This window comes from Salinibacillus aidingensis (assembly GCF_055393355.1).
Genome location: NZ_AP043759.1, coordinates 3,058,080 through 3,081,004 on the forward strand (window position 1 = coordinate 3,058,080; position 22,925 = coordinate 3,081,004).

The following is a 22,925-nucleotide window of genomic DNA, read 5'->3' on the forward strand; positions in this document are numbered from 1 at the left end:
GGTTTAAATACTCTCCATCCGGATTAATCTTTTTCAAATCAGGTTTAATTATTTTCCATTCTGGTCGAATTATTTCCAAAATAGGTTTAATTCCGGTGGGGAGCGGATTAATAATTGCTTTTATAAAATAATTAATTTCTTACAGGATTAATTCCAATTGTTTTGGATCTGATCAATTCCCGACCCCGGGGATTGATTCCGCCTGACTAAGATTAATCCCGCATGCCTGGATCAATTCTACCCTTCCCGGATTAATCCCCCATGCATAAGACCAATTCTCCACTTTTCGGCTTAGTCTCAACTGCAAGCCCATCCCTGAATAAACAACAAAAACCGGAATCCCCATCAATAATGAGAATTCCGGTTTTCATTAAACTTTTATTTTCCTGTTCCTGCGATATCCAGACGATTGATCGCGCGTTGCAGGGCTAACTGGGCGCGCTTGAAGTCGATATCGTCTTGTTTGGCATTGAGACGGCGTTCGGCACGTTCTTTGGCTTTGCGTGCCCGTTCAACATCGATGTCACCTGGTTTTTCAGCGGATTGGGCTAAAATGGTGACATTGTCAGGGCGGACTTCCAGGAAGCCACCGCTGACGGCGAGTTCATCCTCGTCTCCTTCTTTTTTTAAACGTACAGAGCTGATGGTTAATGGCGCAACGAGGGGAATGTGCCCTGGCAGGATCCCAAGTTCGCCATTTTCTGCTTTACAGCTAACCATTTCGTACGCATTTTCCAATACAGGGCCATCAGGAGTGACAACACTCACTGTCACTGTTTTCATGGTTAACCCCTCCTTGGGCTTCTAATTAGAAAGTTTGCACTTCCCCTAAGACTCTATTTGTTCAGCTTTTTCAACAACTTCCTCGATGCGTCCAACCAGACGGAAGGCATCTTCCGGAATGTCGTCATATTTACCATCAAGAATTTCCTTGAAGCCACGAACGGTTTCTTCAACTGGAACATAGGATCCTGGCTGACCAGTGAACTGTTCAGCCACGTGGAAATTCTGAGATAGGAAGAATTGAATACGACGGGCACGGGCAACGGTAAGTTTATCCTCATCGCTTAATTCATCCATACCTAAGATGGCAATAATATCCTGAAGCTCTCGATATTTCTGCAGAGTACTTTGAACGTTACGTGCTACTTCATAGTGCTCTTCACCTACTACGTTAGGGTCAAGGGCACGGGAAGTTGAAGCAAGCGGGTCCACAGCTGGGTAAATACCCATCTCTGATAAGGAACGCTCTAGGTTTGTTGTCGCATCCAAGTGAGCGAAAACGGTCGCTGGTGCCGGGTCTGTATAGTCATCGGCAGGAACGTATACAGCCTGAATGGATGTGATAGAACCTTTGTCGGTTGATGTAATACGCTCTTGCAATTGACCCATATCCGTTGCAAGGGTTGGCTGATAACCAACGGCAGATGGCATACGTCCAAGTAACGCGGATACCTCTGAACCAGCCTGTGTAAAACGGAAAATGTTATCGATAAACAACAGTACGTCCTGGCCTTCTACATCACGGAAGTATTCAGCCATTGTCAGACCTGTCAGGGCTACACGCATACGGGCACCTGGTGGTTCGTTCATTTGTCCGAATACCATGGCTGTTTTGGAAATAACTCCGGAATCTTTCATTTCAAAGTAAAGGTCGTTACCTTCACGGGTACGCTCTCCAACACCGGTAAATACGGAAATACCTCCATGCTCCTGGGCAATGTTGTTAATGAGCTCCTGAATCAATACGGTTTTACCAACACCGGCACCACCGAACAGACCAATCTTACCACCTTTTGTATAAGGAGCAAGCAAGTCTACAACTTTAATTCCGGTTTCAAGAATTTCAGTTCCTGTTGACAGGTTCTCAAACTCAGGAGATGGACGATGGATTGGATTACGATCCACTTCTTCGCCAATTTCATCTTCTAAGTCAATTTTATCGCCTAATACGTTAAATACACGTCCAAGGGTTTCATCACCAACCGGAACGGAAATCGGCGCGCCCGTATCCTGAACTTCCATTCCACGTACAAGACCTTCTGTACCTGACATGGCAATGGCACGAACGGTGTCGTCACCTAAATGCAAAGCAACTTCCAATGTAAGATCAATATCAACGCTTGAGTCATCCTGCGCTTCATGCTTAACGACTAAAGCATTATAGATTTCAGGCAGGTTGTCGGAATCAAACTTCACGTCTACTACCGGACCTGTTACCTGAGTGATATATCCTTTGCTCATCCTTTTCCCTCCTTACTGCATTCATGTCCTATTCTAGAGCTGATGCTCCACCAACAATTTCGGAAATCTCCTGAGTGATGGCTGCCTGACGTAAACGGTTATACGTTAAGCTTAAGTCATCAATCATATCGTTCGCATTATCGGTAGCATTCTTCATAGCCGTCATACGTGCGGCATGCTCACTTGCTTTACTGTCTAAAATCGCACCGTATACCAGACTTTCAGCATACTGCGGCAGTAAAACATTTAAAATATCTTCCTGATTAGGCTCGTATTCGTAAGAGCTTGAAGTCTTCTGATTCCCACTGTCTAAATCTGTTAATGGAAGCAATTTCTTTTCGGTCACTTTCTGGGAAATTATGCTTTCAAAATGATTGTAGATCATATAAATTTCGTCAACTTCTTCATTAACGAACAGATTTACCGTCTCGGTCGCCAGTTCTTTAATGTCGGCAAAGTCCGGCTGGTCGTCGATACCTACAACCTCTTTCGCGACAGGCATGTTCCGTTTTCTGCAGAACTCCCGGGCCATTTTTCCGATAGCAATGACCGTATATTCATCTTTTGACTTGTGCTTCGAAAGGTTGTTATTTAATTCCCGAAGTACGTTACTGTTAAAAGCACCTGCCAGACCACGATCTGCCGTAATGACAACGTAGCCGGTCTTTTTCACATCTCTGGACGTCAACATTGGATGATTGGCGTCAGAGTCACCAGAGGCAATGCTGGCTACAACCTCCTGAATCTTTTCCATATAGGGAACAAATGACTTGGCATTTTGTTCAGCACGGTTCAGCTTGGCTGTAGAAACCATTTCCATTGCACTCGTGATTTTTTTCATATTTTTCGTTGAATTAATTCTGCCTTTTATGTCATTAAGGGATGCCACACCATTTCACCACCTTTTTCTGGACTAGCCATTATGCAAATCACTTATTCGGATACAACAAACGTTTTCTTGAAGCTTTCAATCGCATTGTTGAAGTCTTCTTTTTCTGGCAATTGACCTGTTGAACGAATATGCTCCAGAATTTCGGTTGCATTTTTATCCATCCAGTCGAACAATTCGGATTCAAAGCGCTGCACGTCTTCAACTGGGATGTAATCGAGATATCCATTGGTCAATGCGTAAATAATGGACACCTGCTTTTCAACCGGCTGTGGCTGGTGAAGTCCCTGCTTCAGCATTTCAACGGTTCTTGAACCACGGTTCAGTTTATCCTGTGTTGCTTTATCCAGGTCGGAACCAAACTGAGCGAATGATTCAAGCTCACGGAAGGAAGCAAGGTCAAGACGGAGTGTACCGGCAACCTTCTTCATCGCTTTAATTTGGGCGTCCCCACCAACTCGGGATACGGAAAGACCTGCGTTAACCGCCGGACGTACACCGGAGTTAAATAGATCCGTCTCTAAGAAAATCTGTCCATCTGTAATGGAGATTACGTTGGTCGGAATGTATGCAGAAATGTCTCCCGCCTGAGTTTCAACGAAAGGAAGTGCGGTTAAGGATCCGCCACCTTTGTCATCACTAAGCTTTGCTGCACGCTCAAGCAGACGTGAGTGAATATAGAAAACATCTCCCGGGAATGCTTCACGGCCTGGTGGGCGGCGAAGTAACAGGGAAAGTTCACGATATGCAGCTGCCTGCTTGGATAAGTCGTCATAAACTACTAATACGTGCTTTCCGTTATACATGAACTCTTCACCCATAGATACTCCCGCATATGGAGCCAGGTATAAGAGTGGTGCCGGGTCGGATGCACCAGCGGAAACAACAATGGTGTAATCAAGCGCACCATTTTGGCGAAGGGTTTCCACTACCCCACGTACGGTTGATTCCTTTTGTCCGATGGCTACATAAATACAAATCATATCCTGATCCTTCTGGTTAATGATTGTATCTAATGCAATCGCTGTTTTACCGGTTTGACGGTCACCGATCACAAGCTCACGCTGACCACGGCCAATTGGAATCATAGAGTCAATAACCTTCAGACCTGTCTGTAATGGTTCATCAACAGATTTACGATCCATTACCCCAGGTGCAGGTGATTCAATTGGGCGAGTTTTACCTGTTTCAATATCCCCTAAACCATCGATTGGCTGGCCTAGAGGGTTTACAACGCGGCCTTTAAGCTCCTCCCCGACAGGAACCTGCATAATACGGCCTGTACGGCGAACTTCACTGCCTTCACGAATTTCTGTGAAAGGTCCAAGGATGACAATACCAACGTTGTTTTCTTCAAGGTTCTGTGCCATACCCATTACACCATTGGAGAACTCAACAAGCTCACCGGACATGACATTATCAAGACCATGAACACGTGCGATACCGTCACCAACTGTAATAACAGTACCTACATCATTTACTTCTATATCAGATTCATAATTTTCGATTTGCTGTTTGATCAGCGCACTGATTTCTTCAGCATTGATGCTCATCCACTTTCACCCCTATCTTATTTGTTTGCAGAAACCAGCTCACGTTCGATACGCTCTAACTTTCTACTTATCGTACCATCATAGATGCGATTCCCTATTTTGAGCTTCACACCGCCAATAAGGGATGGGTCTACGATATTGGTAATATATAGAGAGTTTTTTCCCAGCTTCTCTGCAAACACTTTTTCTAATGACTGCTTTTCTTCATCCGATAATGCACGAACGGAATATACATCGGCTTCAGCTACTCCCCGAGATTCGTTCGTCATCGATATGAAGGCTCTTGTCATCGCTGGTATTTCCGTTTCACGATGTCTTTCTGTCATAATAAATAAAGTGTTCAATAATTCCTTTGAAACATCTTTAAAAGCATCCTTCAGAAGAGCTTTCTTCTTTTCAATAGAAATGCTTGGAGAACTCAGGAATGTTGTTAAGTCCTGACTTTCGTTAAAAACGGTCTGTACCGCCTGAACTTCGGTTAAAAGCTGATCGAGTGCTAATTTCTCTTGTCCTAGTTCAAAAAGGGCTACGGCATAACGATTGGCAACAACTGAATCACTCATCGTTATCTCCTACCTCTTTTAAATATTCATTGATAAGCTCCTCCTGATCCTTCTCAGAAAGCTCTTTTTCAATAACCTTGCTTGCAATTCTTACGGACAAGGACGCCACTTGATCCTGAAGGGCTGTAATAGCTTTATCTTTCTCCTGCTCGATTTCCTGACGAGCGGTTTCTTTCATACGGTCTGCTTCACTGCGAGCAGCGCTAATAATGGATTGTTCCTGTTCCTTCGCCGTTTGCTTAGCATCTTCAATAATCTTCTGAGCATCCTGTCTGGTGCTCTTAATGTTTTCTTTTGCCTCAGCTGCTAAGCGTTCTGCTTCCTGGCGATTTTGTTCTGCCGTATCGATTTCACTTGCAATATGATCCTCACGCTCTTTCATTACGTTCATTAATGGACCCCATGCAAATTTCTTCAAAAGATATAGCAGAATAGTGAACGTTAGTAAGGAAACAATAATATCTCCACCATTAAAGCTGAACCCACTAGCGTTTAATACGAGAACGCTTGTATCTAACACGCCACACACTCCTTTCGCCAAAACATTTGATATCGGCTTTTCAATCGTCGAACTTGTTTATGAAGCTAGGACAACACCTAATGTTGGATATGCTGCCATTAAGATAGTGCATATAACCCGCTCCGGAAATATACTTCGCTAATGTCATTTGCTGTTTTCCTTATAGCAGATGACCTAGCTTCTTACACTACAAGTTCAGATGGCGAAAAGCTTTTTTCATGCAATTATGGAGGCTAAGCTCCAGGTTAAGGGTTAAACAATCGTTTGTTTGTGAAACGAATAAGCCTGGAGTTTCAGGCCTCCGGTTTTTTCTGAGATTTTACAGTTGATGTTGTCTGATTGGCTCCAAGCCGTCATAAGCATAATCCGCTCCGTGGCCAAAAGCACGCCACTCCGCGTATTCTGCTTATGCGGTCGGAGCTAAGCGGGGCCCTTCCACTTTTAAACCTACATTACCATAAATGCGATTACGACGGCGATGATTGGGAGTGCTTCGACCAATGCTACACCGATGAACATGGTTGTTTGAAGGGCACCGCGGAGTTCTGGTTGACGTGCGATTCCTTCTACTGTACGACTTACGATAAGACCGTTACCAATACCTGCTCCTAATGCTCCTAAACCTACTGCAATTGCTGCTGCTAAAGCTCCTGACATTTGAAATTCCTCCTCATATTTTCGAAATTAGATTTTTTCAATATAACATTAATGGTCCTGACTCACTTTGTGGGACATATAGACCATTGTCAACATTGTAAAGATAAATGCCTGAATTGCTCCTATAAAGATACTGAAGCCTTGCCAAGCTAACATTGGAATAATACCACCTAAGAATCCAACGGCTCCAGTTGTCATGAGTCCTGCCAGCAGAGTTAAAAGAATCTCCCCTGCATAAATGTTACCAAACAGACGAAGACCTAACGTCAACGTGTTGGCAAATTCCTCAATAATGTTAAAAGGTAACATTAGTGGGAGTGGTTCGAAATAGCTCTTTCCATACTTTTTCGCACCTAATGTTTTCACACCATAATAATGGGTTAAAACAATAATCAAAACAGAAAGTGACAATGTAATGCCTGGATCAGATGTTGGGGATTTCCACCATAAATCATGATCAATGGTAATCAGCATGATAACCCCTAAAATATTCGAAACGAAGATGTATGTAATCAACGTCATCCCCAGGGGTAAAAACTGTTTACCCGTCTTCCAATCCATGTTGTCACCAATGATTCCTTTAACAAAATCAATTAACCATTCCATAAAGTTCTGCAGACCGGTCGGTTTTCGCTTTAAATTCCGACTGGCTAAAATTCCTATAATAAATACGATCGTTGCGGCAATCAGCATCATCACCACATTGGAAAGGTTAAAGTCCAGCCATGAAATACCAAATAAATCCTGGTATATCGGTGCCTCGTGATCCAAAATTTTCACCTCACTTCCTAGGGTTTAAATCTTTTAGATGTAGTGCATAATCTATGATAATGACAAAGTAAGATGTCATTAATCCCAATACAACGGGTATTACCTGGAAATATTGCGGGTAGCGGATGGTTATGACCACCGCGAGTGCTGCACTTGCAAAGCGTGAAAACGTCCCGATTGCCCGGGAAGTTACGTTTTTGGATGCAGCATGTCCAACCTGATTAACCTTGCGTTGTATCAGCCAGAGGTTAAAAAAGCTTAAAGAGGAGCCTAAGATCAGGCTTAAAAATATTTTGGGATAAGGCGAAAATCCCCACCCAAGAACAAAGAGGGCCAGTATATAGAGCATCCATTTTCGTTGTCGATTGACCATCACCTTGTATTGCTGCATGTCAGTTATCTCCTGTGTATTTATTGACTAAGTTAATTGTGCCATAAACCCCTGCACCCAAGCCAATAAAAAGTCCAATAATCAGAAAAGTCGGTGATGTTCCAAGCTTCTGGTCAATCCATCTGCCAAAAAAAATGCCCACCAGCGTACTCCCTGACAAACAGGAAACAATCGCACTTGTCAACGCAAAGGCATGAAAAGGCTTTTGATCCTTACCCATGAGGCCACCTCCATGGGTTATTCATTCAAATTCCTTTATGTGAAAACCCTATCATACACCTAGATTAGCATACAATAGTCCCCTTTTTGTGTCAATAATATCACAATTTAAAATTCGGATGGGTGCTGTAAAAGTTGAAAATCTGTCACAATTGAACTGTATTTTTGGCCGTTTAACACCTTGACAAGTGCAAGATAATGATCTTCCCCTACTTCTTTTCTTGGGATAATCCCGTCGATCATCCCCGCTTCTACATCTTTTTCCCGAACAATGGTTTTTATATAGCGCAGAGTTTCCGGATCATAAAGATCAATCGTTAACTGATCCGCACCATCAGGCAGATACATCCGGTATTTTAGCTGATTTTGTTCAAATGGTGAGACTGACAGCTCCAATCCATCAATTTTGGGATAGTCGGCCGTTTTATTGACAAATAAGTAGGGCAGCTTTCTGGGTTTGTTTTCATTATATAGGGTCAGCCAGCCTTGATGCATTCCTTTTTCTAAATTTCCAGAATGTACCCGAAGATTTATGCTGATTTTCTTTTTCTCGCCCGGCTTTAAATAAAAGGTCTGCGGAACATCCCACGTTACCCCCTCTGAATCATCCGGAATCTCAAATCGGAACTTTCTCTTTTGATCTGATCGGTTTTCAATCATCATATTTACCGTTTTCGTTTCATTTCTTTTCGTAACTTTTCCAAACGTAAGCCGGCTTCCATGGATGAGAACTTCCGGGTTAATGCTTTTTTCCGGCTGAATTTCCCCCATCCCCTGTGCAATGGGAGCATATAAGCCCCCCTCTTCATTTTTGAAGGGGATTGCGGTTGAGAGAACAGCTGCCTTCATCCTTTCCGGACTCCAATCCGGATGGGCCTCTTTAATCAGGGCAAGAACCCCCGTAACAAACGGGGCCGCCATACTCGTACCCTGCAGCTCCTGATAGCCCCCGGGAACTGTACTTGCAATGTTTACCCCAGGAGCGAGCACTTCCGGTTTAATATCCCAATTGGCGACAACCGGACCTTTAGAGCTGAAGGAGGCCAGTTTATCCTCCATATGCTTGTAGGAGGTACGAAGCCACAAATCTTTTTCCGCTTTTTCCAGCAGCCATTTCCCATTCTTTTTTGAAACGGCAGCAACCGGAATCGATGGCGGCACGGTCAAGCCACCTTCCAGCTTTCCTTTTTCATTATTATAAATAATCGCTGCGACGGCTCCTGCTTCTTCTGCCTTCTGTACTTTTTCCGTAAAGGGAATGTCACCTCGTTCAAAGAGCACGATTTTTCCTTCTGCATTCTCAACGGGCTCTTTGCCTAAGCCTCCATCCACCAATTTATAGGGTTTTTGAAGATTCCATTCAGGCGCACCCATCATTGGGGTTAAGCCAATTGCTTTATCATCCAGTGGCGCGGTTACATAAGGTATTTTCATTTCTGTAATGGATGCTCCTACAGATAGAGCCTTGACGGATGTGGCAGGTGATGAAACCGTCCAGTTTTCAGGGCCGGAGTTTCCATTGGCAATCACCACCGCTACCCCTTGATCAATCGCTTGATTAACAGCCATACTTGTCGGCCAGTCCGGACTATTAACGGTGCTTCCGAGAGACAGATTAATGATATCCATGCCATCTTCTACCGCCCGCTCTATAGCCGCAATAATCCCAACGGACGAACCCACACCACCCGGGCCGAGCGCGCGGTAGGCATAGATGTCCGCATCCGGTGCCACACCCTTCATCTCCCCATTAGCGGCAATAATACCCGACACATGGGAGCCGTGTAATGTCGGCGGACCTTGGGTTGGGAGGGTTTCCATCGGGTCCTCATCAAATTCCACGACGTCATAGCCGCCGTGATAATTTGCTTTCAAATCCGGATGTTCGTAGGCGATACCAGTATCAATCACACCGACCTTGATGCCTTCCCCGGTATATTCGGAATCTACCGGGCGGTCAGGGGGCTCTATGGCATCAGCGTTTTGCGGACTTTGGTTTTGTTTCGCAGGTGATTCGGAAGCTTTTTCTGCTTCAGAACGGTCTGATTGTTCTCCTTTCTCTGTCTGCTGATTGGATTGCAATGACGGCTGGGGAACTTCATATTTTTGTGCCGGAAACACATGCTGGATAAAATCTTCCTTGTCAATACCATAAACATCCTTCGCTTCCCCTTTAATCGCCAGGGCGTTAAGCAGCGTATCATACACATGTACAACTTCCACGAATGGATGATAGTCTTCTATGTAATCCTTCCATTTATAGGGATCCCCCTCCACTTCAACAATAACTGAAACCTCCTCCTCCAGAGCGGTAACCTTATTTTGGGGATTCATGGGCATGAAAATGGCTGCTGTGACGATGAAAAGAATAATGGTCGTATGAGTGATGGCTTTAATGTTCATTGTTGATACGCTCCCACTTTTTTCTTATTAGTTTTTGCTGTGGGGCCGGGGATTATTCAGATGGTTGCGGTGGGGTATGGCCTGGATTTCGGAATTTAGCCGGGAGAGGCGGTTTTTCGGCCTGGATTTCCGGAATTAAGCCACACTTCCTGTTATTATGCCAACCCACCGGTATTTAAGCCACATCAATCCAGACACAATATAAATTTTCTCAAACCAAAACAAAAACCTGACCCTCCAAAGAGTCAGGTTATACAAAAGCAGTCAGGTCTATCTAATTTTCACTTCTCATTAAAGTGGGATATAATTGCGTCTGCGATTCTTCCGGAGGCCTGTCCGTCACCATATGGATTGGAGGCGCGGGCCATCCGTGCGTGGGCTGCTTCATCCGAAAGCAGTTCATCGGCCATGGTGAAAATCGCCTCTTCCTCCGTGCCTGCGAGTTTCAATGTGCCGGCTTCCACGCCTTCAGGTCTTTCGGTTGTGTCCCTGAGAACGAGGACCGGCACACCGAGGGACGGTGCTTCCTCCTGGACCCCTCCTGAATCGGTCAGGATAAAGTGACTTCTGGCGGCAAAATTATGAAAATCCAGGACCTCGAGAGGTTCGATGAGGTCAATACGGTCATGATCTCCCAGAATTTCCTTTGCCGTCTGCTGAACGACAGGATTCAGATGAACAGGATAGATGACCTGGATATCCTCATGCTTGTCAGTCAAACGTTTGATTGAACGAAACATCTGCTCCATTTTTCCACCCAAATTTTCCCGGCGATGGGCCGTCACCAGTACCAGTCGTTTTCCTTCCGCCTTTTTTAATCCCTCGTGTTTATAATCAGGCCGGACCGTTGTTTTTAAAGCATCAATGGCCGTATTTCCTGTGACGAAAATCTGTTTCCGCTGTTTTCCTTCCTGAAGCAGGTTCTGCTCAGCCTGATGGGTCGGTGCAAAATGCAGATCGGCCATAACTCCTGTTAGCTGACGGTTCATTTCTTCCGGGAAAGGAGAATATTTATTCCAGGTGCGCAGGCCTGCCTCCACATGACCAACCGGAATCTGATTATAATAGGCGGCCAGGCTTGCTGTGAAGGTGGTTGTCGTATCCCCATGGACCAAAACCATGTCAGGCGCGGTTTCCTTCATAACTTGATCGAGACCTTCAAGAGCCCTCGTTGTTATTTCAACCAGTGTCTGCCGCTGTTTCATAATATTCAAATCAAAATCTGGTTCAATTCCGAAAAGGCCCAGGACCTGATCCAGCATTTCCCGGTGCTGGGCAGTAACGGTTACAATGGGTTCAAATTGCTTGTTGCGCTTTTTCAATTCTAAAACCAAGGGTGCCATTTTGATAGCTTCAGGTCTGGTTCCAAAAATCGTCATTACTCGAAGGCGCCTGTTCACTTCTCCCCACTCCCTAACTTTCAAAAAATTACTTCGTGCCGTATAAGCGGTCTCCGGCATCCCCAAGACCTGGAATTATGTAGCCTTTTTCATTTAACTTTTCGTCGAGTGCAGCCAGGTAAATATCAATATCCGGATGCGCTTCTTTCACTGCCTCAACGCCTTCAGGTGCTGCGATCAGACACATGAGACGGATCTGCTTTGCGCCACGTTTTTTCAGGGAATGAATCGCTTCAATCGCTGAACCACCTGTCGCAAGCATTGGGTCAATCACAATCAGTTCGCGCTCTTCAATATCAGATGGTAATTTTACATAGTATTCCACAGGCTGGAGTGTTTCCGGATCACGATATAAGCCAACATGTCCTACTTTCGCGGCTGGAATCAGCTGTAAAATTCCATCGGTCATGCCTAAACCTGCACGTAAAATCGGAATAAGTCCAAGCTTCTTACCCGCTAATACTTTTGATGTTGCCGTCTCCACAGGGGTATCAATGGTGACCTCCTGAAGGGGCAGATCCCGTGTGATTTCAAAAGCCATCAGCGTGGCAACCTCATCAACAAGCTCTCTGAATTCTTTGGTTCCCGTACTTTTATCACGAATAAATGTTAATTTGTGCTGAATCAATGGATGGTCAAATACGTACACTTTTCCCATGAGCCGAACTCTCCTTTATTAAAAGATATATCCTACAAATTGTACTGAAATAAAATCGTCGTTTCAACCGAATCACGGATTTCTGAAAAGTTTCATAATTGTGCCGGCATAATCGTTACAGCTGGCGGGCTATTCTCTGTTGCTGACTGCCGGGATCAGCGGATCATCCCAAAATCCCTCACAAAAAAGACTGGCATCTATCGTCCTTTGCCAGTCTTTCTCTATTCAGCTGCCGGGCATGCTCTGCCCCGGAATCAGCCTCAGCCACAGGTCGCCAGGTCACGGGCTGAGAACGTCCCGCTTTTCCGTGACAGGCCGGCAAAACAAATCTACTCCTCATACAGCGGATATTTCGCTGTTAAGGCTGCTACACGTTGTTTTGCTTCCTTCAGCTTCTCTTCGTCTTCTGTATTTTTTAACGTCAGTGCGATGACAGCCGCAATTTCATCCATCGCCTCCACATCAAAGCCGCGGGTGGTGACGGCTGCGGTTCCAATCCGAATACCACTGGTTACAAATGGGCTTTCCGGATCAAATGGAATCGTATTTTTATTAGCCGTAATTCCTACTTCATCAAGGGCTTTTTCTGCTGTTTTTCCGGTAAGTTCAAGTGGGCGCAGATCGAGCAATAGTAAATGGTTGTCTGTACCACCAGAAACGACTCGGACCCCTTCATTCGTCAGGGATTCACCCAGACGTTTGGCGTTGTCAATGATTTGCTGTGCATACTCCTTAAAGCCTGGCTCAAGCGCCTCTTTTAACGCAACAGCCTTGGCAGCAATAATATGCATGAGTGGTCCGCCCTGAATGCCAGGGAAAACGGATTTATCCAGTTTCTTCGCGAATTCCTCCTGGCAGAGAACCATTCCGCCCCGCGGTCCCCGAAGAGTTTTATGGGTGGTTGTTGTGACAAAATGGGCCTGTGGAACCGGATTAGGATGAAGACCTGTGGCGACAAGTCCGGCAATATGGGCCATGTCGACCATTAAGTATGCGCCAACTTCATCGGCAATTTCCCGGAATTTTGCAAAGTCGATTTCCCGTGGATAGGCACTGGCTCCAGCCACAATAAGCTTTGGCTGTACCTCTTTTGCTTTCGCTAAAACAGCCTCGTAATCAATTTGTTCGCTGTCCTCATCCACCCCATAGTCTACAAAGTTGTAAAGGGTTCCGCTAAAGTTAACTGGACTGCCGTGGGTTAAGTGACCCCCATGGTTTAAGTTCATGCCTAACACGGTGTCTCCTGGTTCAAGAACCGTGAAGTAGACGGCCATATTTGCCTGGGCACCGGAGTGAGGCTGTACGTTGACATGGTCCGCACCGAACAGCTTCTTCGCGCGGTCACGGGCTAAATTTTCGGCAACATCGACATACTCACAGCCTCCGTAATAGCGGCGACCTGGGTAGCCCTCTGCATATTTGTTGGTCATGACGGATCCTGCTGCTTCCATCACGGCTTCCGAGACAAAATTTTCCGATGCAATCAGTTCAATTTTATCCTGCTGTCGCTTTTTTTCCTTCTCAATCGCTTCCAAGATTTCCGGATCTACGTTTTGTAAATGCTCCACAGCTTTCTCCTCCTCACATGATTAATCACATGTATGGTTTAATGAGTCTTGTTCTGATAAAGTGAAACTTCCATCAGTGGGGGGTCTCCATCCCCCATGATTTGGCCAGCTGCGGCTCCCAGGTCAAGGCGGATATAAGCCAAAGCCATTCCGTGGCCAAGCCCATGCCACTCCATGTCTTCGTCTTATCCCGCATGATCTAACCGGTCGCCTCCGCTTTTCTTGTTAGTTGAACTTATCAGGGATTTACTGGCCGTTTATCCCCCACTTATTTTTGTTGGTTTACCCTCAAGCCTTGAAGTGGGGGTATTACGGCCAGTTAATACGTGATAAAGAATAAACCGCCCGCTCGCCTCCGATTAGTTTTGGACGGGTATAGGCGGCTGTAACATGGGCTTCCCCAAGGGTTTTCCGGCTTAACCGCACCGGGACAGCTACAGGCTTTAAGTGCATACCAATAAACGTATCCCCAATATCCATTCCTGCATGGGCCGTGATGGATTCGACCAATACAGGCTGCTCCATATGCTGATACGCATAGGCTGCCATCGATCCGCCTGCCTTTGGTACGGGTACAGCAGACACTTCAGTGAGTGCGTATTTTTCCATCGCCTTCTGCTCCACAACCAGGGAACGATTTAAATGTTCACAGCATTGAAACGCCAGGTGGATACCGCTCTCTTTTTGCAGCCTCTGCATTTCCTGAAAAATAACGCTGGCAATCTCTTCGCTGCCTGAGGTCCCGATTCTTTCCCCGGCAACTTCACTGGTCGAACAGCCCAGGACAAACAGCTGACCTGGCTGTAAATACTCACTTCTGCGCCAATCGTCAACCAGTTCCTTGAGATGACTTTTGATTTCTGTCTGTAAATCAGTCATAGTCCATCACCTGATTCCGCGAAAAGACGGGGCAGCCTGAGCTTGGCGCATGCCCTGTCTCTTCCGTAATTTTGTTAAAAACTTACTTATTCTCGTACTCCGTGATTTTTCCGATGCGGTTTTCATGGCGGCCGCCTTCAAATTCGGTCTCCAGCCATGCTTTTACAATCTCTTTTGCCAATCCAGATCCAATTACACGCTCTCCCATGGCAATCACGTTGGCATTGTTGTGCGCCTTTGTCATTTTCGCACTGAATACATCGTGAACAAGAGCACAGCGGATTCCTTTTACTTTGTTGGCAGAGATGGTCATGCCGATGCCTGTTCCGCAAATTAAAATCCCTAAATCATAGTCTCCAGCTGCAACCTTTTCCGCGGCCGGGATTCCATAGTCAGGATAATCAACGGAGCCTTCACAGTCACAGCCCATATCGTCATACTCTATATTCATTTCCTGCAAAAGACCTGCAATTTCCTGGCGCAGATTGACACCACCGTGATCGGATGCGAGTACAATTTTCATAGCGGTCAGCTCCTTTCTCTATTTTTCGAATTTATGAATTTGCCTATTCAGCTGCTGCGCCTGCTGTTCCAATTGGGCAGCCATTTGACTGATTTCTTCAATAACGGCATTCTGCTCCTGAATCGAAGCACTTACTTCTTCCGTACCAGCCGTCGTTTCCTCGGCAATTGCTGCAACTTCTTGAGATTCCTTTGATGTTGCTTCCATTGTTTCTAGTTGTTTATCCATCAGGTCAGAAATATGTCCGACAGCATCTGCCACCTCGTTGACCGAGGACGATACGTTGGCAATAGCGACGTTGGATTCTTCCCCTTTAGAAGCTTCCTGTCTGGCATAGCTGACCTGACCTTGGATCCGCTCTACCACTAATGTAATAATCTTTTCAACCTCTGTCGCATTATTCTCCAGACGTTCCACCGCTTCCAAAGAGTTTTCCTGGTCTTTAGAGATATTCTGCACACTTGTAACGAGCTTTCCGATAATCCCTTTAGACTGGTCAAGCGTCTCCAGCATCCCCTGTGACAGGGAATGGGAATGCTTAGCCTTTTCCTGGACCTCTCTGGCCAATCTTGTTGCTTCCTCTACTGAATCTGCCGTTTGTAAAATCGATGACGAAGAGTTTTCGGCACCTGAGGCAATCTCCGTGATAGTCTGGGACGGGGAAATTGCTGAACAGACCAATCTTTTAGCCTTAAATGCCTCGATTGAAGCGGCCAGAGCCGGGGAGCATGGCCAGGGCTTTGCGGTTGTCGCCGAAGAAGTTCGTAAGCTGGCGGATGAAAGCTCAAATGCTGTGCAGAATATTTCCGGATTTATTACCAATACTCAAAAGGATGTCAGCAGTGTAAATGGACGTCGCCTGCTGTTCCGCATTCATAGCCGATTCCCTGATGGCGCCCACGGACTGAATGGTCTGATCAAAATTTTTCTCTATATTCGTTATGATACCACGCAAACTGGCCAGCATGGTATTAAATGCTACCCCAAGTGAACGAATTTCATCATCCGATTTTGACACATCGGCATCCTCTGCAATATTGCCGCTCGCTGCTTCTGTGGCAGCATCCTTTAGTTTCAACAATGGTTTAATAATCAGGCCCGCTGCAAAATAAGCCAAAATCCCTGACCAGAAAATCCCGAGCAGTAATACCAGGATTGTATAAACTGCCTCCGATACTCCTAAAAACGATTGCAAAAAGTCACTTAGTACATAAATAAAGAAGGCGCTCGTCCCGTATGTAATAAGAGCTAAAACCGTTATGAAAATGACAAGCTTTACCCTCAAGCTAAAACGGTGCTTTTCTGTCATTCTCGTCTCCCCCTGTTTCCCGATTCCCTACTTATTTCCATTGTCCAACTTTTTTACAAGAAGTTCAATATATTTTTCGAGTTCTTCCAGGGTTTTTCGATAAACGTTCACATCTCCGCCAAATGGATCCTGAATATCCTGACTGTCCATCTGTTTTTCCAGATGATCGATTTTTTCCTGAATTTCTTCTACTTCTTCAGAGAATGCCTGGTTGCTGGAGGATTTGAGAAGTGCTCGATGACTCTCGAGGGTTGCATACGCCTCCTTAAGCTCCTGCCAGATTTTCTGCTGGCTGTCATCCACATATTCCTTTAAAGTAAATACCTTTTCCTCAGCTGCTGGATACTGCATGATGATAGATTGCTTATGATTGGCCGTCATGGTCAGGATCACATCCGACCACTCAACGAGATCGGGAGTCAGGGGCTGGGATTGATGATTAAGCCGGATTCCTTTTTGCGCAAGGATTTCCTCTGTCTGCGGAGATGCAGGTGCTCCCTGTCCGGCAAAAAGACCCGCCGACTTCACTTCAGCATCTTTATATTTATGCTTTAAAAGTGCTTCTGCCATTGGACTTCGACACGTGTTTCCCGTACAGACAAACAGTATATGATTCATGCTGGTACCCCCTCATTTCTTCTTAGCCAAAATATATCATTAAACAGGGAGAGCTGTCACTTTTCGGGTGGATATGGGAGATGGTATGGATAAGTGTTGGTGAGCCTGCCGGAGTATGGTGTGGAGCGGATTGGGCGGGGCGTGGTGGCTTAATCCCGGGGGTGAGCGGATTGATTCCGATTTTTTCCGCTCAAATCCCGGGACGTGCGCCGATAAAAGTGATTGTTAGCTCAATAAATAATATTCCGGATGAATACCTGTAAAATCGGATTAATTCTTATGACATTGGACGAATCATTTTTAAAACAGGATTAATTATTTCCGGAATTGGATTAATTATTTCGAAAACAGGCTTAATCCCGAGCTTGAGCGGATTGATTTTGGATAAAATAGACGAATTTTATAAAAATCGGATCAATTCCACAATTTCAGGACGGATCACCACGGATCACGCTCCACAATTTCAGGCCGAATCACGTTCCATTCCGCCGCCCTCGATCTCAGCAACAGCCTCAGTCGCAACAGCTCCGAATTTACCACTTACAATAACAGCTGTATCCCAAACGCACAGAGGATGCTTCCGCCGAGCACTTCACTGTAGGAGCCAAGCAGACTGGACGCTTTCCGGGCGAGAATAAAGCCGAGCCAGGTGAGCACCATGCTGAAAAAGCCGAACAAAAACAGGGCTACAACGGTCCGGACGCCGAACATGCCCAGACTCAGTCCCACAGAAAAGCTGTCCAGGCTGACGGTGAGAGCAAACAGGAATAAGCCTAACCCTCTTACTAAGTAGGTATTGTTCTGCTCTGAAAAGGAATGGATAAACATTTGGATGCCTAATACAATGAGGAGGATTCCCCCCACATAGATGGCGAAAGATCCGAATTTTTCCGATAAAATATTTCCAAGTACGATCCCGAAAAACGGCATGAAAATATGGAAAATTCCAATTAATATTCCTATAAAAGCGATTTTCCGCAGGCGGAGATTGAGCATTCCCATTCCTAAACTGACTGAAAATGCATCCATTCCGACTGCAATGGCCATTAATGATAAGGTCAGCCATTCTCCGATTACATATGAAATCATGTGAACCCTCCTCGGACATGCTACCTCCAATATATGCGGGGAGGGTTCGGTTTAGACTAGCTGTTTAAAGTCTCACTTTATGATTTTCGTTGCTGCTTTTTCCAGCCGGTTCATCACGGCAACACCTACTCCCTTTTTCGGAAAGGTTTCCCCAAGGATTATATCCACAGAGGAGTCGTTAAAGAATCGCAGGCAATCGTATATTTTATGGGCCACTTCATGCAAATTTTCCTGTGATCCACAGCTTCTGACCGTGGCGCCCTGATACTGATCGGTGTGCTCCTCACTGGCAATGAGACCGACCGTGTGTCCCTCTTTATTCAGGCGATTGATTTCCTGCTGCACTTCATCAACTCCACCCTCAACTAACCAAAAAGGGGCATCCGGGGCATAATGGGTATATTTCATCCCGGGTGCTTTGGGTTGTTCTTTTTCATTTTTAAAATCGGTGGCTGTTTTGACCGGACCAATGACTGCCTCAAGGTCCTCCTTTGTAGCGCCTCCCGGACGAAGGATAACGGCGGTCTCTCCTGTACAATCCACAACCGTTGATTCCACCCCTACTCCAGTTGCTCCCCCGTCTACAACTCCGTAAATTTTTCCGGTTAAATCATCTAATACATGCTTGGCAGTCGTAGGACTTGGCCGGCCGGATTGGTTGGCACTTGGCGCAGCAACCGGAAGCGCGCAGGCCTTAAGCAGCGCCTGGGCTACAGGATGATCCGGCATCCTGATCCCTACTGTGGATAAACCGGCCGTTACATTTTCCGCGGCTGATCCATTACTCTTTAAAATAATCGTTAATGGACCCGGCCAGAATGCATCCATAAGTTTGCGTGCCTGATCGGGAATGTTTTCAGCTACCGTTTCCACCTGCTCACGGGTGGCAATATGGACGATTAACGGGTTATCCCCAGGCCGGCCCTTGGCTTGAAAAATTTTATCCACAGCTTCCGGAGTTGTCGCATCCGCCCCCAATCCATAAACAGTTTCAGTCGGAAAAGCTACCGCCTCCTGACTCTGGATAGCCGCAGCTGCTTCCCGAATGTTTTCGTTTGTTTCCTGAATTTCTTCTTGCTGAACGTTCCAGTATTTTGTCTCGTATGGTCTGTCTGTCATTTCCGGCACTCCCAGATGAATTTTTTCTGTACTCTATTATGGGCTTGTTGAGGGGGCGTTGGCAAGTCAAGTGAAATCTAACGATTGAAGCGGAATGGTTTTGGATTTTTTAAAAGAATATGTTTCGAACTCTACTCCCCTTCCCGAAACACTTCCATCCACTTTTCCACAGATGCTCCTTTACAGACTTAAAACAACCCTCCTTATCCACAAGGGAAGGAGGGTTATGCACAGGTTATTCACGTTATACACAAGTTTTGCACAATTTATCAAGGGGTTTTATCCACATTTGTGGATGATGTCACGGGGGTCATCCACCATTCTCCCTCTTCACTCGGTTTATCCACAGAAATCGGGGGCTTGCCGGTGATTTTTTCGAATCCCCAAGTTTCAAACAGGGTATCTGTTGATAAACGGTGACTGAAGACCATGAGCTGCTGGTAGCCATTTTCAGCTGCTTCGTCTTTGATCCAGTCAATGAGCGTAAGTAATAGACTTGCCTGCAGCTGCTCGGTAAAATACAAGGTTCGCAGCTGGCCGATTCCCTTTTCTTTGGGAACGATCGCATAAAATCCTCTGCGGCCGCCGTTTATTTCTATAAATCTACCATGGGTAAGCAGCTCGTGGCGGTTCGTCTGGCTTGTCCAATGGTCACCAAAAAACGTTTCGACCGTTGTGGCATCATATTTGCTTGCTGGTACTATGTTTAACATAAAAATCACTCCCGCATCTTCATTTCTAGTATTACTCTATGAAAATGGGGAGTAAATTATGTCAGGAAAATAGATTTTTTATCCAGTCTACAATATTATGGAACCAGTCGATGACAAAAAATTTAACTTCGACCTTTTGTTCATCCGGTGTTGGAGTGGCTGATTCTTCCTCGGCGGATGCTACTGTTGTCCCATTTGAAAAGTCGAGAAAACAGAGGGGCGGAAACAGTACGCACCACCAGTTGTCTCCCTTTCCATCACCAATGGTAATTAACAATGCTTCGTAGGTTCCGGCCGGATAGACCTTGCCCCCATACAGTTTGCTCGGGAATTGGACATCGCCAAATTTTAAATCAAATGTTTGTTTAATGTCGTTTTGCTCAAGAACCGTGCCTACAATCTTTTCTATTTCCGGGAGTTTTGATTGAATCAGTTCACGCGCGCCTTCAATATCGTTCAGCTCGTTCACCCATTTCGTAATTTCTGCATTGACCTGATTGCGGATTTCATGCTTTACTTCCTGGTCCTTCTCGCTGTTGGAATGAGCCAATATTCGAAGGCGAATGGATTCGTCCGGGATCACCTGGTATTGTTCTCCCTGATTCCCATCAGCATTTCCGTACCCTATCATTGGATTATAAAAAAATATAAATGCACTTACAAAGATAAAAATCAACTTCTTCATGACTCTTCTGCCCCCTTAACCTTGCGTTCTGGTCACAAGTATGGGCAGCAATCTAGCATTTTATACATCCAATATAAAAATTTTTAGTTTGATAGATTCTGTTTCTATTCTCATCTATCTATCAGACCCATGAATAGACGATTCGATCCTTCTGATTAATATCCTGAACGACTTTTGGCTCAACATTCGGGAAGGTGGATTGGAGCAGATTCTTTACAGCCCCGCCCTGTTTGTCACCAATTTCAAAGGCGACCAGGGCACTGTCTGCCACGACTTTCGGAAGCTGCTCGATGATTCTTTTATAGGCGGCCAATCCGTTATCCTCGGCAAACAGCGCCAATCCGGGATCATGCAAACGGACTACATCGTCCAGGCTTGCTTCATCTTCCGGCGGTATGTAGGGAGGATTGGAAATAATAACTTCTGCCTTTTGCCCGGCATTTATGAATGGTGTTAAAAAATCACCCTTTAAAAATTCAACATCAGCTTCAAGTTCTTGCGCATTTTGCCTGGCCACATTTAAAGCATCCGCTGAGATATCCACACCCTGTACCTGCAGGGATGGATGCTCCTTTTTCAGAGTGATGGCAATAATTCCAGAGCCTGTTCCCACATCGATAACCTTTACAGGCTGCTTGTCCTTAAATTCCTGAGCAATCTGTCCGAGAGCAAGCTGGACGAGCTCCTCGGTTTCCGGACGGGGGATGAGAACAGCCGGGCTTACGGTAAAATTCCGCCCGTAAAAATGGGCATAGCCTGTCAAATGCTGAACCGGCGTACCGTTTTCCACATGTTGATAAATCTGTTTGATAAATGTGTCCTGAACGGCCTGTGGAAAGTCATCCCGCATCGCTGCCAGGAGCTGGGCTTTTGACATCGACATAAGATCCATTAGCAGCAAATCGGCTACGCCTTCTTCACGGTTATGCTCTTTTAAAAAAAGGGAAGCCCAGCGGCGGGCCTCCCAAAGGTTTGAAAATGCTGTCACATTAATCACCGATTTCTTCAAGTCTGTTGGTCTGCTCTTCAATAATGAGTGCTTCCGTAATTTCATCAAGGTTTCCTTGTAAAACCTGATCGAGCTTTTGAATGGTTAAGCCTATACGATGATCTGTCACACGGGACTGCGGGAAATTGTATGTACGGATACGCTCAGAGCGATCCCCGGAACCAACGGCAGATTTACGTGTTTCATCAATTTCTTCCTGTGCTTCCTGTTGGAATTTTTCATAAACACGGGCGCGGAGAACCTTCATGGCCTTCTCCTTGTTTTTAATCTGGGATTTTTCATCCTGACAGGACACCACAATGCCTGTTGGTTCGTGGGTAAGACGGACAGCTGACATGGTCGTGTTTACACTTTGCCCGCCTGGACCACTGGATGCAAACGTATCGACACGAATATCCTTTTCATTAATATCCACTTCAACTTCTTCCGCTTCCGGCAATGCGGCTACCGTTGCAGTCGACGTATGAATACGTCCCCCGGATTCTGTCTCCGGAACACGCTGAACACGATGGGCTCCATTTTCAAATTTTAATTTGGAATAGGCACCGTTTCCGTTTACCATAAAAATAATTTCTTTAAAGCCGCCAACATCTGATTCATGGGACTCAATCACATCAATTTTCCAGCCCTTGGATTCCGCATAACGGGAATACATACGGAATAAGTCTCCCGCAAACAATGCAGCTTCATCACCGCCGGCAGCACCACGAACCTCCATAATGACGTTTTTCTCATCATTTGGATCTTTAGGGATGAGCAGAACTTTCATCGTTTCTTCAAGTTCCTCCTGCTCGGTGGTCAATTCGGAAATTTCCTCCTTGACCATATCCTGCATATCATCATCTAACTGATCATCAAGCATTGCTTTCGCATCAGTCAGCTCATCCTTCACCTCTTTATAACGGCGGTACTTTTCCACAATTTCCTGGAGATCTGCCTGTTCTTTGGAATACTCTCTTAATTTCTTTGTATCATTAATAACTTCAGGATCACTTAGCATTTCATTTAGTTTGTCATAACGATCTTCAATGGATTGTAGCTTCTCTAACATGTTCTCCACCTCTACTTTTCATAAACCATACTTATTATATTATAGGATATGTACAATGGTCAAAATTGGGATGGAGGCAAATAGGGGATGAACG

Annotated in this window: 26 protein-coding genes and 1 pseudogene; 2 read left to right on the plus strand and 25 right to left on the minus strand. The window is 45.5% G+C overall.

Features of this window, described 5'->3' with window-relative positions; genetic code table 11:
• Positions 1-378: 378 nt before the first annotated feature.
• From ACZ5OK_RS15815 to ACZ5OK_RS15895, 17 genes are all read right to left on the minus strand, one after another.
• Entirely contained in the window at positions 379-783 is a 405-nt protein-coding gene (locus ACZ5OK_RS15815) for a F0F1 ATP synthase subunit epsilon (RefSeq protein WP_044162387.1), read from the minus strand.
• 45 nt (positions 784-828) lie between these two features.
• Complete coding sequence (gene atpD, locus ACZ5OK_RS15820) at positions 829-2,244, minus strand: F0F1 ATP synthase subunit beta (RefSeq protein ID WP_343838498.1); 1,416 nt, start codon at positions 2,242-2,244, stop codon at positions 829-831.
• A 28-nt stretch (positions 2,245-2,272) separates the two neighbouring features.
• Positions 2,273-3,133: an ATP synthase F1 subunit gamma gene (gene atpG, locus ACZ5OK_RS15825; protein ID WP_343838500.1), complete on the minus strand. Its 861-nt coding sequence runs from the start codon at positions 3,131-3,133 to the stop codon at positions 2,273-2,275.
• A gap of 44 nt (positions 3,134-3,177) precedes the next feature.
• Entirely contained in the window at positions 3,178-4,686 is a 1,509-nt protein-coding gene (atpA, locus tag ACZ5OK_RS15830) for a F0F1 ATP synthase subunit alpha (protein WP_343838502.1), read from the minus strand.
• A 17-nt stretch (positions 4,687-4,703) separates the two neighbouring features.
• Positions 4,704-5,249: a F0F1 ATP synthase subunit delta gene (locus ACZ5OK_RS15835; protein WP_343838504.1), complete on the minus strand. Its 546-nt coding sequence runs from the start codon at positions 5,247-5,249 to the stop codon at positions 4,704-4,706.
• Positions 5,242-5,769, minus strand: coding sequence for a F0F1 ATP synthase subunit B (locus ACZ5OK_RS15840; RefSeq protein WP_044162397.1), 528 nt, complete (start codon positions 5,767-5,769; stop codon positions 5,242-5,244). Before ACZ5OK_RS15840 ends, ACZ5OK_RS15835 begins: the two co-directional genes overlap by 8 nt.
• 447 nt (positions 5,770-6,216) lie before the next feature.
• A complete protein-coding gene (gene atpE / locus ACZ5OK_RS15845; RefSeq protein ID WP_343838522.1) occupies positions 6,217-6,426 on the minus strand; it encodes a F0F1 ATP synthase subunit C in 210 nt (69 codons plus the stop codon).
• Between the two features lie 48 nt (positions 6,427-6,474).
• On the minus strand, positions 6,475-7,197 hold the full coding sequence (atpB, locus tag ACZ5OK_RS15850) for a F0F1 ATP synthase subunit A (RefSeq protein WP_343838523.1): 723 nt from the start codon (positions 7,195-7,197) through the stop codon (positions 6,475-6,477).
• 10 nt (positions 7,198-7,207) lie between these two features.
• Entirely contained in the window at positions 7,208-7,588 is a 381-nt protein-coding gene (locus ACZ5OK_RS15855; protein ID WP_044162400.1) for an ATP synthase subunit I, read from the minus strand.
• 1 nt (position 7,589) lies between these two features.
• Positions 7,590-7,808: an AtpZ/AtpI family protein gene (locus tag ACZ5OK_RS15860; protein ID WP_343838524.1), complete on the minus strand. Its 219-nt coding sequence runs from the start codon at positions 7,806-7,808 to the stop codon at positions 7,590-7,592.
• Between the two features lie 107 nt (positions 7,809-7,915).
• The gene (locus ACZ5OK_RS15865; protein ID WP_343838525.1) at positions 7,916-10,210 is read right to left on the minus strand and encodes a S8 family serine peptidase; all 2,295 of its coding nucleotides are present in this window, start codon (positions 10,208-10,210) and stop codon (positions 7,916-7,918) included.
• Positions 10,211-10,491: 281 nt separating this feature from the next.
• Positions 10,492-11,610, minus strand: coding sequence for a non-hydrolyzing UDP-N-acetylglucosamine 2-epimerase (gene wecB / locus ACZ5OK_RS15870; protein WP_343838526.1), 1,119 nt, complete (start codon positions 11,608-11,610; stop codon positions 10,492-10,494).
• A 28-nt stretch (positions 11,611-11,638) separates the two neighbouring features.
• Positions 11,639-12,268, minus strand: a complete 630-nt coding sequence (gene upp, locus ACZ5OK_RS15875; protein WP_343838527.1) for a uracil phosphoribosyltransferase — start codon at positions 12,266-12,268, stop codon at positions 11,639-11,641.
• Positions 12,269-12,597: 329 nt separating this feature from the next.
• Positions 12,598-13,836: a serine hydroxymethyltransferase gene (locus tag ACZ5OK_RS15880; protein ID WP_343838528.1), complete on the minus strand. Its 1,239-nt coding sequence runs from the start codon at positions 13,834-13,836 to the stop codon at positions 12,598-12,600.
• Positions 13,837-14,145: 309 nt separating this feature from the next.
• Positions 14,146-14,715, minus strand: coding sequence for a TIGR01440 family protein (locus ACZ5OK_RS15885; RefSeq protein ID WP_343838530.1), 570 nt, complete (start codon positions 14,713-14,715; stop codon positions 14,146-14,148).
• An 82-nt stretch (positions 14,716-14,797) separates the two neighbouring features.
• Entirely contained in the window at positions 14,798-15,238 is a 441-nt protein-coding gene (gene rpiB, locus ACZ5OK_RS15890; protein WP_343838531.1) for a ribose 5-phosphate isomerase B, read from the minus strand.
• Positions 15,239-15,256: 18 nt separating this feature from the next.
• A complete protein-coding gene (locus ACZ5OK_RS15895; RefSeq protein ID WP_464758807.1) occupies positions 15,257-15,919 on the minus strand; it encodes a methyl-accepting chemotaxis protein in 663 nt (220 codons plus the stop codon).
• Here ACZ5OK_RS15895 and ACZ5OK_RS15900 point away from each other — a divergent pair.
• A pseudogene (locus ACZ5OK_RS15900) lies at positions 15,903-16,047 on the plus strand (methyl-accepting chemotaxis protein); the annotation flags it as partial. The gene ACZ5OK_RS15895 and the pseudogene ACZ5OK_RS15900 sit on opposite strands and share 17 nt — an antisense overlap.
• On the opposite strand, the gene ACZ5OK_RS15905 reads toward ACZ5OK_RS15900, so the two are convergent.
• Both ACZ5OK_RS15905 and ACZ5OK_RS15910 read right to left on the minus strand, forming a co-directional pair.
• A complete protein-coding gene (locus ACZ5OK_RS15905) occupies positions 16,023-16,547 on the minus strand; it encodes a HAMP domain-containing protein (protein WP_343838532.1) in 525 nt (174 codons plus the stop codon). The pseudogene ACZ5OK_RS15900 and the gene ACZ5OK_RS15905 sit on opposite strands and share 25 nt — an antisense overlap.
• A gap of 27 nt (positions 16,548-16,574) precedes the next feature.
• A complete protein-coding gene (locus ACZ5OK_RS15910) occupies positions 16,575-17,165 on the minus strand; it encodes a low molecular weight protein arginine phosphatase (protein ID WP_343838533.1) in 591 nt (196 codons plus the stop codon).
• Between the two features lie 80 nt (positions 17,166-17,245).
• Between ACZ5OK_RS15910 and ACZ5OK_RS15915 the strand changes: the two genes are divergently transcribed.
• Positions 17,246-17,428, plus strand: coding sequence for a hypothetical protein (locus tag ACZ5OK_RS15915; protein ID WP_343838534.1), 183 nt, complete (start codon positions 17,246-17,248; stop codon positions 17,426-17,428).
• A 277-nt stretch (positions 17,429-17,705) separates the two neighbouring features.
• Here the strand turns inward: ACZ5OK_RS15915 and ACZ5OK_RS15920 are convergent, their stop codons facing one another.
• From ACZ5OK_RS15920 to prfA, 6 genes are all read right to left on the minus strand, one after another.
• Positions 17,706-18,251, minus strand: coding sequence for a manganese efflux pump MntP (locus ACZ5OK_RS15920; RefSeq protein WP_343839022.1), 546 nt, complete (start codon positions 18,249-18,251; stop codon positions 17,706-17,708).
• 75 nt (positions 18,252-18,326) lie between these two features.
• On the minus strand, positions 18,327-19,373 hold the full coding sequence (locus ACZ5OK_RS15925; RefSeq protein WP_343838535.1) for an L-threonylcarbamoyladenylate synthase: 1,047 nt from the start codon (positions 19,371-19,373) through the stop codon (positions 18,327-18,329).
• Positions 19,374-19,642: 269 nt separating this feature from the next.
• Positions 19,643-20,086 carry a GNAT family N-acetyltransferase gene (locus tag ACZ5OK_RS15930; RefSeq protein ID WP_343838536.1) on the minus strand — a complete coding sequence of 148 codons (444 nt, stop codon included), beginning with the start codon at positions 20,084-20,086 and terminating at the stop codon, positions 19,643-19,645.
• Between the two features lie 61 nt (positions 20,087-20,147).
• On the minus strand, positions 20,148-20,771 hold the full coding sequence (gene spoIIR, locus ACZ5OK_RS15935) for a stage II sporulation protein R (protein ID WP_343838537.1): 624 nt from the start codon (positions 20,769-20,771) through the stop codon (positions 20,148-20,150).
• Positions 20,772-20,892: 121 nt separating this feature from the next.
• Entirely contained in the window at positions 20,893-21,768 is an 876-nt protein-coding gene (prmC, locus tag ACZ5OK_RS15940; protein WP_343838538.1) for a peptide chain release factor N(5)-glutamine methyltransferase, read from the minus strand.
• Positions 21,761-22,831 carry a peptide chain release factor 1 gene (prfA, locus tag ACZ5OK_RS15945; protein ID WP_343838539.1) on the minus strand — a complete coding sequence of 357 codons (1,071 nt, stop codon included), beginning with the start codon at positions 22,829-22,831 and terminating at the stop codon, positions 21,761-21,763. Before prfA ends, prmC begins: the two co-directional genes overlap by 8 nt.
• Between the last annotated feature and the right edge of the window lie 94 nt (positions 22,832-22,925).

Excerpts from the sequence above, each read along its gene's own strand:
- ACZ5OK_RS15815 (WP_044162387.1), bottom strand. The coding sequence starts at position 783 with ATGAAAACAGTGACAGTGAGTGTTGTCACTCCTGATGGCCCTGTATTG.
- atpD (WP_343838498.1), bottom strand. The coding sequence starts at position 2,244 with ATGAGCAAAGGATATATCACTCAGGTAACAGGTCCGGTAGTAGACGTG.
- atpA (WP_343838502.1), bottom strand. The coding sequence starts at position 4,686 with ATGAGCATCAATGCTGAAGAAATCAGTGCGCTGATCAAACAGCAAATC.
- ACZ5OK_RS15835 (WP_343838504.1), bottom strand. The coding sequence starts at position 5,249 with ATGAGTGATTCAGTTGTTGCCAATCGTTATGCCGTAGCCCTTTTTGAA.
- atpE (WP_343838522.1), bottom strand. The coding sequence starts at position 6,426 with ATGTCAGGAGCTTTAGCAGCAGCAATTGCAGTAGGTTTAGGAGCATTA.
- ACZ5OK_RS15855 (WP_044162400.1), bottom strand. The coding sequence starts at position 7,588 with ATGCAGCAATACAAGGTGATGGTCAATCGACAACGAAAATGGATGCTC.
- ACZ5OK_RS15860 (WP_343838524.1), bottom strand. The coding sequence starts at position 7,808 with ATGGGTAAGGATCAAAAGCCTTTTCATGCCTTTGCGTTGACAAGTGCG.
- ACZ5OK_RS15865 (WP_343838525.1), bottom strand. The coding sequence starts at position 10,210 with ATGAACATTAAAGCCATCACTCATACGACCATTATTCTTTTCATCGTC.
- upp (WP_343838527.1), bottom strand. The coding sequence starts at position 12,268 with ATGGGAAAAGTGTACGTATTTGACCATCCATTGATTCAGCACAAATTA.
- ACZ5OK_RS15885 (WP_343838530.1), bottom strand. The coding sequence starts at position 14,715 with ATGACTGATTTACAGACAGAAATCAAAAGTCATCTCAAGGAACTGGTT.
- rpiB (WP_343838531.1), bottom strand. The coding sequence starts at position 15,238 with ATGAAAATTGTACTCGCATCCGATCACGGTGGTGTCAATCTGCGCCAG.
- ACZ5OK_RS15905 (WP_343838532.1), bottom strand. The coding sequence starts at position 16,547 with ATGACAGAAAAGCACCGTTTTAGCTTGAGGGTAAAGCTTGTCATTTTC.
- ACZ5OK_RS15910 (WP_343838533.1), bottom strand. The coding sequence starts at position 17,165 with ATGAATCATATACTGTTTGTCTGTACGGGAAACACGTGTCGAAGTCCA.
- ACZ5OK_RS15915 (WP_343838534.1), top strand. The coding sequence starts at position 17,246 with ATGGTATGGATAAGTGTTGGTGAGCCTGCCGGAGTATGGTGTGGAGCG.
- ACZ5OK_RS15925 (WP_343838535.1), bottom strand. The coding sequence starts at position 19,373 with ATGACAGACAGACCATACGAGACAAAATACTGGAACGTTCAGCAAGAA.
- ACZ5OK_RS15930 (WP_343838536.1), bottom strand. The coding sequence starts at position 20,086 with ATGTTAAACATAGTACCAGCAAGCAAATATGATGCCACAACGGTCGAA.
- spoIIR (WP_343838537.1), bottom strand. The coding sequence starts at position 20,771 with ATGAAGAAGTTGATTTTTATCTTTGTAAGTGCATTTATATTTTTTTAT.
- prfA (WP_343838539.1), bottom strand. The coding sequence starts at position 22,831 with ATGTTAGAGAAGCTACAATCCATTGAAGATCGTTATGACAAACTAAAT.